At 71.2% G+C, this 11,556-nt stretch carries 10 protein-coding genes and 1 pseudogene; 1 reads left to right on the top strand and 10 read right to left on the bottom strand.

Features of this window, described 5'->3' with window-relative positions; genetic code table 11:
• The 6 genes from HLK59_RS43825 to bldG form a co-directional block, all read right to left on the bottom strand.
• On the bottom strand, positions 1-999 hold a 999-nt coding region (locus tag HLK59_RS43825), incomplete at its 3' end, for a serine/threonine-protein kinase (RefSeq protein ID WP_171147255.1).
• 332 nt (positions 1,000-1,331) lie between these two features.
• Positions 1,332-2,858 carry a class I SAM-dependent methyltransferase gene (locus HLK59_RS43820; RefSeq protein ID WP_171147254.1) on the bottom strand — a complete coding sequence of 509 codons (1,527 nt, stop codon included), beginning with the start codon at positions 2,856-2,858 and terminating at the stop codon, positions 1,332-1,334.
• A gap of 64 nt (positions 2,859-2,922) precedes the next feature.
• Positions 2,923-3,513 carry a small secreted protein gene (locus tag HLK59_RS43815; RefSeq protein WP_171147253.1) on the bottom strand — a complete coding sequence of 197 codons (591 nt, stop codon included), beginning with the start codon at positions 3,511-3,513 and terminating at the stop codon, positions 2,923-2,925.
• 194 nt (positions 3,514-3,707) lie between these two features.
• On the bottom strand, positions 3,708-6,113 hold the full coding sequence (locus HLK59_RS43810) for a sodium-translocating pyrophosphatase (protein ID WP_171147252.1): 2,406 nt from the start codon (positions 6,111-6,113) through the stop codon (positions 3,708-3,710).
• Between the two features lie 250 nt (positions 6,114-6,363).
• Positions 6,364-6,801, bottom strand: a complete 438-nt coding sequence (locus HLK59_RS43805; protein WP_171147251.1) for an ATP-binding protein — start codon at positions 6,799-6,801, stop codon at positions 6,364-6,366.
• Positions 6,802-6,916: 115 nt separating this feature from the next.
• The gene (bldG, locus tag HLK59_RS43800) at positions 6,917-7,258 is read right to left on the bottom strand and encodes an anti-sigma factor antagonist BldG (protein WP_003975386.1); all 342 of its coding nucleotides are present in this window, start codon (positions 7,256-7,258) and stop codon (positions 6,917-6,919) included.
• A gap of 81 nt (positions 7,259-7,339) precedes the next feature.
• Between bldG and HLK59_RS43795 the strand changes: the two genes are divergently transcribed.
• On the top strand, positions 7,340-9,970 hold the full coding sequence (locus tag HLK59_RS43795; RefSeq protein WP_240982991.1) for a DEAD/DEAH box helicase: 2,631 nt from the start codon (positions 7,340-7,342) through the stop codon (positions 9,968-9,970).
• Here the strand turns inward: HLK59_RS43795 and HLK59_RS51620 are convergent.
• The 4 genes and pseudogenes from HLK59_RS51620 to HLK59_RS43775 form a co-directional block, all read right to left on the bottom strand.
• Positions 9,948-10,271: pseudogene (locus tag HLK59_RS51620) on the bottom strand (Rv3654c family TadE-like protein); the annotation flags it as partial. The gene HLK59_RS43795 and the pseudogene HLK59_RS51620 sit on opposite strands and share 23 nt — an antisense overlap.
• A 114-nt stretch (positions 10,272-10,385) precedes the next feature.
• Positions 10,386-10,775: a TadE family type IV pilus minor pilin gene (locus tag HLK59_RS43785; protein WP_171147250.1), complete on the bottom strand. Its 390-nt coding sequence runs from the start codon at positions 10,773-10,775 to the stop codon at positions 10,386-10,388.
• Positions 10,762-10,971, bottom strand: a complete 210-nt coding sequence (locus HLK59_RS43780; RefSeq protein ID WP_171147249.1) for a DUF4244 domain-containing protein — start codon at positions 10,969-10,971, stop codon at positions 10,762-10,764. Before HLK59_RS43780 ends, HLK59_RS43785 begins: the two co-directional genes overlap by 14 nt.
• A 73-nt stretch (positions 10,972-11,044) precedes the next feature.
• A partial coding sequence (locus HLK59_RS43775; RefSeq protein ID WP_171147248.1) for a type II secretion system F family protein occupies positions 11,045-11,556 on the bottom strand: 512 nt, incomplete at its 5' end.

Genomic DNA, 11,556 nt, shown 5'->3' with positions numbered 1-11,556 from the left:
CGTGTGCGGTGTCTGCGGAGTGCTCGGCGTCGGTGGCGCACCCGGCGTCTGGGGTGTCGCCGCCCCGAACCCCTCGGGCGGCCCGAATCCCCCCGGCGTCGCACCGGCCGCCGTGGGCCACGCGGGCGAGGCCCCCCGCACCACCCGCTCCAGCCCCCGCGCCACCGTCTCCGGCGACGACCTGCGCACCGGGTCCTTCACGAGCAACCCCTGGAGCACGGACGTCAGTTCACCGGCACGCACCGACGGAGTCGGCTCCTCCCCGAGGAGCGCCGTCAGCGTGGCGTAGTCACCGTGCCGGTCGAAGGGGCCGCGTCCCTCCACGGCGGAGTACAGCGTCGCGCCCAGCGAGAACAGATCCGCGGCGGGCGTCGGCGGCTCCCCACGCGCGCGTTCCGGAGCGAGGTAGCCCGGTGTGCCGAGGATGCCCGCGGTGGCGGTGAGCCGGGGTTCGCGGGACTCGGGTTGCAGGGCGATGCCGTAGTCGGTGAGCAGTACGCGTGCGTACGGGTCGCCCGAAGCGTCGGACGCCAGCAGGATGTTGGCCGGTTTCACATCCCTGTGGAGGATGCCGATCCGGTGCCCGGCGGTCAGCGCGTCGAGCACGGCGAGCCCGATGCGGGCCGCCTGGGCGGGCAGCAGCGGCCCCGAACGGCGTACGACCGCCTGGAGGTCGACCGCGTCCGGCACGTACTCCATGACGATCCACGGGAGTCCCTCGTGGACCACCACGTCGTGCACGGTCGCCACATGGGGGTGGCCGCGCAGCCGCGCCGCGTGCCGGGCCTCGCTGCGGGCCCGCGCGATGCGCTGGGCGGGCTCGGCCGCGTCCATCGGCACGTCCGGAAGCGCGATCTCCTTCATCGCGACTTCGCAGGCCAACTCCTCGTCGTACGCGAGCCAGACCCGGCCCATGCCGCCCGCGCCGAGCGACCGCAGCAGCCGGTACCGCCCGTTGATGACCCTGCCTTCGCCTTGATCCGGCGTATCCCCCGCCATCACGCCTCCCCCCGAGACCCGAGACAGCGCGCCTCCCCCGAGGACGCGTGCACTCTGTCTCTCGAAGGTAGCTTCGCACCTGCCACTGACAGGAGACCTTTTTCAGGAGCAATCCCACCAGATCGGTCACACGGGCCTCAGGGCACCCACCCGCCCCGGACGTCACACGGATCAAGCCTCAGGCCGACGCGAGAAGCCGTGCCCGATCGAGCCTCACGCCGATTCGAGCGGCCGCGTCTGATCACCCGTCACGCTTGAGCACCCGTCACGCCGGACCGGGCGCCTTACCTGACCGGGAGCCAGCCGGACCGAGCGCCGCGCCCGATCAAGCCTCACGCCGGCTCCAGGAACCCCTGTTCCACCAGCAGCCGGATCTGCGCCGGCGTGCGGTCGCGCAGCAACACCGGATCCTCGCCCACCAGTTGCGCGATCGCGTCCAGGATCCGCCCCGCGCTCAGCGAGCCGTCGCACACTCCGGCGAAGCCCGCGCCGACCGTGTCCACCTTGGTGGCCCGGCGCATCCCGCGGTTCTGGCGCAGCACGACATGCTCCGGGTCCTCGGCGCCGGGCAGCCCGACCTGCTCCTGGACGATCTCGGGGGCGAGCCTGAAGTGGCCCTCCAGCAGGGCCGCGTCATCATGCTCCCGCAGGTAGTCGAGGCGCTCGAAGTGGGCCCTGACCGTGTCGCCGAGCGGCTGCTCGACGGGGTGCGGCCACTCCTCGGCGACGACGGAGGGCACGGCGACCCCCGTCCTGCGCAGGGTGATCCAGCCGAACCCGACGGACCGCACCTTGCGCGCCTCGAACTCGTCCAGCCAGGCGTCGTACAGCGCCTGGTACCCGGCCGGGTCGCCCCGGTGGTCACCGGCGTCCCTGAGCCACAGCTCGGCGTACTGCGTGACGTCCTGCACCTCGCGCTGCACGATCCACGCGTCACACCCGCGCGGCACCCACGACCGCAGCCGGTCCTGCCAGTCCTCCCCCTCCACGTGCTGCCAGTTGGCGAGGAACTGCGCGAACCCGCCCTCGTTCAACCGCTCCCCCGCCTGCTGAACGATCGACCGGCACAGATCGTCCCCGCCCATCCCGCCGTCCCGGTACGTCAGCCGCGCACCCGGCGAGATCACGAACGGCGGGTTCGAGACGATCAGGTCGTACGTCTCCCCGTCCTTCACCGGCTCGAACAGCGAGCCCTCGCGCAGCTCGGCCGCCGGCGTGCCGGACAGCGCCAGCGTGAGCGCGGTGATGTGCAGCGCGCGCGGGTTGAGATCGGTCGCCGTCACGCGCGTGGCGTGCCGCGCGGCGTGCAGTGCCTGGATGCCGGAGCCGGTGCCGAGGTCGAGGGCGGCGGAGACGGGCGTACGGACGGTGATGCCCGCGAGGGTCGTGGAGGCGCCGCCGACGCCCAGGACGACCCCCTCGGCCCGGCTCCCGATGCCTCCGGCCCCGCCGACGGCACACCCCAGGTCGGACACGATGAACCAGTCCTCGCCGTCGGGCCCGCCGTACGGCCGTACGTCGACGGACGCGGCGACCTCGTCACCGGAGGGCCCGCCGACGCGCACCAGCCACCCGCTCTCCAGACACGCGTCCACGGGCAGCACACCCGCCACGCGCGCGTGGGGCACCGGCTGCTGCAACAGGAAGAGCCGTACGAGCACCTCCAGCGGTGTGTCCCCGCGGGTCGCCCGCAGGGCGGGCACGGTCTCGCTGCGCGCGAGCGCCGCGTACGCGGGGGCACCGAGCAGTTCGAGCAGCCCGTCGGCGGTGAAGGAGGCGCCCAGAAGGGCGTCCCTCAGCCGCGCGGCGACGTCGGTGCGGTCGGCGGAGGGCAGGGAGGCAAGGTCGGCGTTACTCACCACCCCATTGTGAACCGGCGCCGCAGGCGATGCCTACGGCGCCGGGGCCACGCAAGGGTGGATGTCAGCCGGTGGTCGCCGACGGCGAGGCCGACGCGCTCTTGCAGCTCTCCTGCTGCGCCATCGCCTTGCCGACGTCGCCCTCCTCCAGCGTCTTCAGGGCGTCGCTGCCGCTGGTGCTCAGCTTGTCGAGCGCGGTCGCGATGTCCTTGAGGCCGTCGGCGAACTTCGCCTGGTCCTTGGTGTTGAGCTCGTCGACCTGCTTCTGCAGGGAGGCGTAGGACGCGGAGATGGTGTTGAGCTCCTTGACCGCGTTCTTCTGCTTCGTCTCGCCGTTGTCGACGTCCGGAGCTCCGGCCTTGGTGACCGCGGCCCCGATCGCCTTGTAGGCGTCGGACATGTCCTGGAAGGCCTGTGAGTCGGTCTTCTGGACGTCCTCCGGCGTGCTGTTGTCCGAGGTCTCCTTCTGGATCGCGGCGTTGGCCGCCTCGATCTTCCTGGCCTGCGGCTGCACGGCGTCGCAGACCTCCTTGGCCCAGGAGTTCAGCTTGTCGCTGTTGTCGTCGCTGCTGCATCCCGACAGCGCCAGTACCAGTACCGCACCGCCGGACAGAGCGGCCGCGAGCTTCTTGTTCACCGGATTGGTCCCTTCCATGGCTCTCGGCCCCGGAAGATACACGCCGGATGGGCTATGCCCGTACGTCGAACGTCCATCCAGGCATGGTTTGTAACCGTTTGCACCAAGCGAGAGAAGGCTCACGGTGGGGGCGTAAACACACAAGGGGCGGGCAGGCGACGCGCCAACGCGCGCCACCCGCCCGCCCCTTGGGCCGGGCCCCGTGGGACCGCCTACGAAACCACCGCGGGATCGGCCGACTTGACCGACCTCTTGGCGCCCTCCTCGTCCCCTACGGCGATCCCGCGCCGCTTGGAGACATAGACCGCGCCGACGATCACGGCGAGCGAGACGACGGCAATGGTGATCCGTACGCCGATGCTCTTGTCCTCGCCGTAGCTGAACTTGATGACCGCGGGCGCGATGAGCAGCGCCACCAGGTTCATCACCTTCAGCAGGGGGTTGATCGCGGGACCCGCGGTGTCCTTGAAGGGGTCGCCGACGGTGTCACCGATCACCGTCGCGGCGTGGGCCTCGCTGCCCTTGCCGCCGTGGTGACCGTCCTCGACGAGCTTCTTGGCGTTGTCCCAGGCACCGCCGGAGTTGGCGAGGAACACCGCCATGAGCGTGCCGGTGCCGATCGCACCCGCCAGATAGGCCCCGAGAGCGCCGACACCGAGCGTGAACCCGATGAAGATGGGCGCCATCACGGCCAGCAGACCGGGTGTGGTGAGCTCGCGCAGGGCGTCCCGGGTGCAGATGTCGACGACCTTGCCGTACTCCGGCTTCTCGCTGTAGTCCATGATCCCGGGCCGCTCGCGGAACTGCCGTCGCACCTCGTAGACCACCGCGCCCGCCGACCGTGACACGGCGTTGATGGCGAGTCCGGAGAAGAGGAACACGACCGCGGCGCCCGCGATGAGGCCGACGAGGTTGTTGGGCTGCGAGATGTCCATCATCAGGCTCATCGGCGCACCGTCGCCGGACAGCTTCTCGCCGACGTCCTGGGCGCCCGTGGTGATGGCGTCGCGGTAGGAGCCGAAGAGCGCCGACGCCGCCAGGACGGCGGTGGCGATGGCGATGCCCTTGGTGATGGCCTTGGTGGTGTTGCCGACCGCGTCCAGGTTGGTGAGCACCTGGGCGCCCGCGCCCTCGACGTCACCGGACATCTCGGCGATGCCCTGCGCGTTGTCGGAGACCGGCCCGAAGGTGTCCATGGCGACGATCACACCGACCGTGGTGAGCAGACCGGTGCCGGCCAGCGCCACGGCGAACAGCGCGAGCATGATCGACGTACCGCCGAGCAGGAACGCCCCGTAGACGCCGAGGCCGATCAACAGGCCGGTGTAGACGGCCGATTCGAGACCGATCGAGATACCGGCGAGGACGACGGTGGCCGGGCCGGTGAGCGAGGTCTTGCCGATGTCCCTGACGGGGCGGCGGTTGGTCTCGGTGAAGTAGCCGGTCAGCTGCTGGATGACAGCGGCCAGCACGATGCCGATCCCCACCGCGACGACCGCGAGGATCCGCGGATCGCCGTCCTTGGCCGCGATCGCCGTGTCGGTGATGCCGTCGAGGTCGGCGTACGAGGACGGCAGGTAGGCGTACACCGCGATCGCGACGAGCACGATCGAGATCACCGCGGAGATGAAGAACCCGCGGTTGATCGCCGTCATCCCGCTACGGTCGGACCGGCGCGGGGCGACCGCGAAGATGCCGATCATCGCGGTGATCACACCGATCGCCGGCACGATCAGCGGGAAGGCGAGCCCGGAGTCACCGAAGGCCGCCGATCCGAGGATCAGCGCGGCGACCAGGGTCACGGCGTACGACTCGAAGAGGTCGGCCGCCATGCCCGCGCAGTCGCCGACGTTGTCGCCCACGTTGTCGGCGATGGTCGCGGCGTTGCGCGGGTCGTCCTCCGGAATGCCCTGCTCGACCTTGCCGACCAGGTCGGCGCCGACGTCGGCGGCCTTGGTGAAGATGCCGCCGCCGACACGCATGAACATGGCGATCAGCGCGGCCCCGAGGCCGAAGCCCTCGAGCACCTTCGGTGCGTCGGCCGCGTACACCAGCACGACGACGGAGGCGCCCAGCAGACCGAGCCCCACCGTGAACATGCCGACGACGCCGCCCGTGCGGAAAGCGATCTTCATTGCTTTGTGCGAGACGGCGGTGAGATCCTTTTCCGGCTCACCTTCCGCAGGGCTCGCTTCCCGTGCCGCCGCGGCTACGCGCACATTGCTGCGCACGGCGAGCCACATGCCGATATAGCCGGTGGCCGCCGAGAACGCCGCGCCGATCAAGAAGAAGACGGATCGACCGGCGCGCTGATTCCAGTCGTCCGCGGGCAGCAGCATGAGCAGGAAGAACACGACCACGGCGAATACGCCGAGCGTGCGCAACTGCCGGGCCAGATAGGCGTTGGCGCCTTCCTGGATCGCCGTCGCGATCTTCTTCATGCTGTCGGTACCCTCGCCCGCCGCGAGCACCTGGCGTACCAGGATGCCCGCGACCACGAGCGCGGCCAGTGCGACGACGGCGATCACCCAGATGATGATCCGGTTGTCGTCGGTCAGGACCGCGGCTGCGAGGGAAGTGGGATGGTCCAACTGATGAGGGGTAGAAAGCCCCGCCATTCGTCCTCCTTGACGCCTGTGCTGAGCTCAAGATGTGGACGGATTGTAGGTAGCGGAACCTGATCAAAACAGTGCGCGGTAAACGGAATCAGCCTTCACATGCTCTTCAGCAAATGATCGACGTCACGCCACAGAACCCGAAAGAGCTAATGCCCCAAAGGCATTGACTGATCGTGAATCATTTCACGAATTCCAAAAAAACAAAGGGCCCCGCGGAACGGGGCCCTTTGATCAACTGTTTATGCGAAGGTCAGGGAAGCGTCGCGGCCGGCGGAGTGGTCGGCCAGGTCATACGGATCGACCCGCCGTGCTCCCCTGCGGTGACCTCCACGTCGTCGACGAGGCCGCTGATGACCGCGAGGCCCATCTCGTCCTCGTCGGTCTCCGCGTCCGGGTCCTCGGCGGCCCCGCCGGGCGCCCGGTCACCCGGGGCCGAGCGCGGCGCCTCGTCGCCCACCTCGATGGAGAACTGCTTCTCCTCCTCGATGAGCAGCACCTTCACCGGTGCGGTGATGCCGCTGTTCTGGTGCAGCCCGACGGCACGGGAACAGGCCTCGCCGACGGCGAGCCTGACCTCGTCGAGAACGGCCTCGTCCACTCCGGCCCTGCGCGCCACCGCCGCCGCCACCAGACGGGCGGTGCGGACGTGCTCGGGCAGCGCGCTGAAGCGGAGTTCAACGGTGGCCATGCATCCCCCTCGGAACTACGGGCGTGCTGTCGGGGGACCGGACTGCCGAAAGCCCGGACCCCCCTGTACTACGGCCGCCCCGGGCACGGTCCTTCCCGCGCCCGGGCCGGGTGGATCAGTCGGTGGCCGCCACCGCTTCCTCGACCGAGGTGTGGATCGGGAACACCTTGGTGAGGCCGGTGATGCGGAAGATCTTCAGAATGCGCTCCTGGTTGCAGACCAGGCGCAGCGAGCCCTCATGGGCACGCACCCGCTTCAGTCCGCCGACCAGTACGCCGAGCCCGGTGGAGTCGAGGAAGTCCACGCCCTCCATGTCGACGACGAGGTGGAAACTCCCGTCGTTCACCAGCTCGACCAGCTGCTCGCGCAGCTTGGGCGCGGTATATACGTCGATTTCGCCACCGACCTCGACGACCGTACGATCGCCGACGGTACGGGTCGACAGGGACAGGTCCACGGATCCTCCAGCACCTTGCTATCGAGCGGTCGCCCGTTAGGACACTCTCGGCAGAGCCCCCAGGACGGTTCGCCAGCCGCGATGGCATTCAATCACTTACCGGCAGGCGTGCACGACGCCTTGGTCCCATTGTCCGTCACGCCAGTGACACACTCGGTGCCGATGGCCAAGAATCACCGATCCGATCGATCCTCGGCGGAACCCGCCTCCCGGCCGGAACCGGGCACGGTCCTGCACCGGCTCGCCTCCGGGCCGAGTCGGGCTGCGCGCATCACTCATACGGAGCACTTGCCCCCGCGCGAGGGTCGCCATGCCGTCTGGCCTGACCGGATTCGTTCGGAGGTCGTCGCCGCGGTGCAGGCCGCCGGTGTCGAACACCCCTGGGCCCACCAGGCACAGGCGGCCGAGCACGCCCTCGACGGCGACTCGGTGGTGGTCGCGACCGGTACGGCCTCCGGGAAGTCCCTGGCGTACCTCACGCCCGTCCTGACGGCCCTCCTGGACGGTTCCGAGGCCCCGAACGGCCGTGGCGCCACCGCGCTGTACCTCGCTCCCACGAAAGCGCTGGCGGCGGACCAGTGGCGTTCTGTGAAGGAACTTTCACAACCGCTGGGCAATTCAGTTCGATCCGCGGTCTACGACGGGGACACCCCGTTCGAGGAACGCGAGTGGATCCGCCAGTACGCCAACTACGTGCTGACCAACCCGGACATGCTGCACCGCGGCATCCTCCCGTCCCACCCGCGCTGGTCCTCCTTCCTGAAGTCGCTCAAGTACGTCGTGATCGACGAGGTCCACACCTACCGCGGCGTCTTCGGCTCCCATGTCGCCCAGGTGCTGCGCCGTCTGCGCCGCCTCTGCGCCCGCTACGGCGCCTCTCCCGTCTTCCTGCTGGCCTCCGCGACCGCCGCCGAGCCCTCGGTCGCAGCCGGCCGCCTCACCGGCCTCCCGGTGGTCGAGGTGGCCGACGACGCCTCACCGCGCGGTGAGCTGGTGTTCGCCCTCTGGGAGCCCCCGCTCACCGAGTTGCACGGCGAGAAGGGCGCCCCGGTCCGCCGTACCGCCACGGCCGAGACGGCCGACCTGCTCACGGATCTGACCGTGCAGGGCGTCCGCTCGGTCGCCTTCGTGCGCTCCCGGCGCGGCGCCGAACTCATCTCGGTCATCGCCCAGGAGCGGCTGGCCGAGGTCGACCGCTCCCTGGCCCGACGCGTGGCGGCCTACCGCGGCGGCTACCTCCCCGAGGAACGCCGCGCCCTGGAACAGGCCCTCCACTCAGGAGAGTTGCTGGGCCTGGCCGCGACGACCGCGCTCGAACTCGGCATCGACGTCTCCGGCCTGGACGCCGTGATCATCGCCGGCTACCCGGGCACGCGCGCGTCCCTGTGGCAGCAGGCCGGTCGCGCGGGCCGGTCAGGACAGGGCGCCCTCGCCGTCCTGGTCGCCCGCGACGACCCTCTGGACACCTTCCTCGTGCACCACCCCGAGGCCCTGTTCGACCAGCCGGTGGAGTCGACGGTCCTCGACCCCGACAACCCGTACGTCCTGGCACCGCACTTGTGCGCCGCGGCCGCGGAAATGCCGCTGACCGACGAGGACTTGGCGCTGTTCGGCCCGGAGACCGAAAGCCTGCTCCCGCAGTTGGAAGCCGCCAAGCTCCTGCGCCGCCGCACGAAGGCCTGGCACTGGACCCGCCGGGAACGGGCCGCCGACCTCACCGACATCCGCGGCGGGGGCGGCACCCCGGTCCAGATCGTCGAGTCCGGCACGGGCCGTCTCCTGGGCACGGTCGACGCGGGCGCCGCGCACACGACCGTCCACGAGGGCGCGGTCCACCTCCACCAGGGCCGCACCTACCTCGTCCGGTCCCTGGACCTGGAGGACTCGGTCGCCCTGGTCGAGCAGGCGAACCCGACGTACTCGACGGTGGCCCGCGACACCACGGCCATCTCCGTCCTGGAGACGGATGTCGAAGTCCCCTGGGGCGAGGGCCGGTTGTGCTACGGCTCGGTCGAGGTCACCAACCAGGTCGTCTCCTTCCTGCGCAGACGTCTCATCACGGGCGAGGTCCTCGGCGAGACGAAACTCGACCTCCCGCCCCGTACGCTCCGCACGCGCGCGGTGTGGTGGACGGTCACCGAGGACCAACTGGACGAGGCCCGCGTCAACCCGGAGATCCTCGGCGGCGCCCTGCACGCGGCGGAACACGCCTCGATCGGCATGCTGCCGCTGTTCGCGACATGCGACCGCTGGGACATCGGCGGCGTCTCGATCCCGCTGCACCCCGACACCCTGCTCCCCACGGTCTTCGTCTACGACGGCCACCCGGGCGGCGCGGGCTTCGCGGAGCGCGCCTTCCACACCGCCCGCGCCTGGCTCACCGCCACCCGCCAGGCCATCGCCGCCTGCGAGTGCGACGCCGGCTGCCCGTCCTGCATCCAGTCCCCCAAGTGCGGCAATGGCAACGATCCGCTGCACAAGAGGGGGGCGGTGCGGTTGCTCACGGTGCTGTTGCGGGGGGCGCCGGAGGAGAAACCGGAGGCGGAGGCGGAGCCGGCCCGGCAGGATCCGGTGCCGCAGGGGGCGGATCCGCCGGTCCGGAAGGGGGCAGCGGGGGCAGCCCCACAGGCGCCGGAGACGCGGGAGACGCGGGAGACACTGGCTCCACCGGTCCCGGAAGGGGCAGGTCCGCCGGTCCCGCCCGTGCCCTGACCTCCGCCGCGAACGGCCCCCGGCCCGCCGTCGCCGTCACGTCCGAGGTCTCGCCCACGATCACGCACCGCACCAGCCGGGCGCCCTGGGCCCGGGCCACCCGCTCCGCCCGGGCACAGGCCCCCTCGCCGCCCTCCGCCCAGTGGTCCGCCGCCGCGAGCGCCGCGAGATCCGCGCCCCCGGCCGCCCGGTGGCGGACCACGACGGCCTGCCCCAGGGCGAGCACGACCCCGAACGCCACGCACAGCACGGCGATCGCACCGACGCTCCAGACAGTGGGAGCCACGGTCGCAGTCGAGATTCCGGCGCCACACGAACCCCGCCGGGCGCGAGCCCGAGCCCCGGTACCGCCGGAACCCCTCCTCCCAGGTACCCGGGCATCGGGCAGCGCCCCGACTCCACGGGAAGCCCCTGCTCATGGACCCACCCCTTCCACCGACGCCGCCCCTTCCACCGACGCCACCGCCTCCTCCCGCACATCGAAGGGCAGCCGTCCCAGCATCGGCGGCCTGGCCACGACCACCACCCGGACCTGCGCTCCCTCCCCCTGTCGCTCCGTGCTCACCGTGACCTCCGCACCGCGCGGTGCCGCCTCGCGGGCCACCTCGACGACCGCGTCGGCCGGATCCTGCCGCGCCGCCGCCCGGGCCCCCGTCCGCGCCGCGTCCACGCACTGGATCTGCGCGGCCACCACGAGCAGCCCCCAGACCAGCGCCGTCGCGAACATCACCAGCACGGGCAGCACCACGGCCGACTCCGCCGTCACGAACCCCCGGTCCGCGCGACCCCGTTCACATCCGCGCATCGAGCGCCTGCTTCACGATGCCCTGCAACTCCGCGCTGACCGCTCCGCTGGTCACCACCTTGTAGAGGACGGCTGCGAACGCCACCGCCGCGATGATCCCCATCGCGTACTCGGAGGTGACCATCCCCGCGTCCCCGCGCGCCGCACGCGCCCCGCACACCAGGGCACGCATCCGTGCCCGTACCGCCTTGTACATCTCAACCCCCGTATAGGTCGCTTCTGTTGACTGGTCCTGCTAGATCACTTGCTGTCGGTCCGGCCTCGTCCCGTCATCCGCCACCTCCTCCCATCACCCCGCTGGCCAGACCGATCACCACGGGCAGCACACCGACCGCGATGAACGCGGGCAGGAAGCACAGCCCCACCGGCGCGGTCACCATGACCGCCGCCCGCCGGGCCCGTGCCGTCGCGGTGCGCGCCCACTCGGCGCGGGCCTCCGCGGCGAGCCGTGCGACCGGTGCGGCCGCGGGGAGCCCCGACACATCGGCCCGTTCCAACAGCCGCGCCAGCGGACCGGCGCCCGGCATCGAGGCCAGCCGCCGCCATGCCTCGCCGGGCGGACCGCCCAGCCGTACCTCCGCCGCGCCCCGCGCGAGCCCCTCCCCGACCGGCCCGCCCAACGCCTCGCCCACCGCCCGCGCCCCCACCACCGGACCGGCGCCGGCCGCGATACAGGCCGCCAGCAGATCCGCGGCGAGCGGAAGTTGGCGTGCCGCCTCTGCGGCGTCGTACGACTCCGCCATGTCCTCGGCGCCCTGCCGGGCGCCGCCCCCCCACCCGT

Origin of the sequence: Streptomyces sp. S3(2020), from assembly GCF_013044505.1 — a bacterium.
Classification (GTDB): Bacteria; Actinomycetota; Actinomycetes; order Streptomycetales; family Streptomycetaceae; genus Streptomyces.
This window is presented reverse-complemented; position numbering and strand designations above follow the sequence as displayed.

Excerpts from the sequence above, each read along its gene's own strand:
- HLK59_RS43815 (WP_171147253.1), bottom strand. The coding sequence starts at position 3,513 with ATGGAAGGGACCAATCCGGTGAACAAGAAGCTCGCGGCCGCTCTGTCC.
- HLK59_RS43810 (WP_171147252.1), bottom strand. The coding sequence starts at position 6,113 with ATGGCGGGGCTTTCTACCCCTCATCAGTTGGACCATCCCACTTCCCTC.
- HLK59_RS43805 (WP_171147251.1), bottom strand. The coding sequence starts at position 6,801 with ATGGCCACCGTTGAACTCCGCTTCAGCGCGCTGCCCGAGCACGTCCGC.
- HLK59_RS43795 (WP_240982991.1), top strand. The coding sequence starts at position 7,340 with ATGGCATTCAATCACTTACCGGCAGGCGTGCACGACGCCTTGGTCCCA.
- HLK59_RS43785 (WP_171147250.1), bottom strand. The coding sequence starts at position 10,775 with ATGCGCGGATGTGAACGGGGTCGCGCGGACCGGGGGTTCGTGACGGCG.
- HLK59_RS43780 (WP_171147249.1), bottom strand. The coding sequence starts at position 10,971 with ATGTACAAGGCGGTACGGGCACGGATGCGTGCCCTGGTGTGCGGGGCG.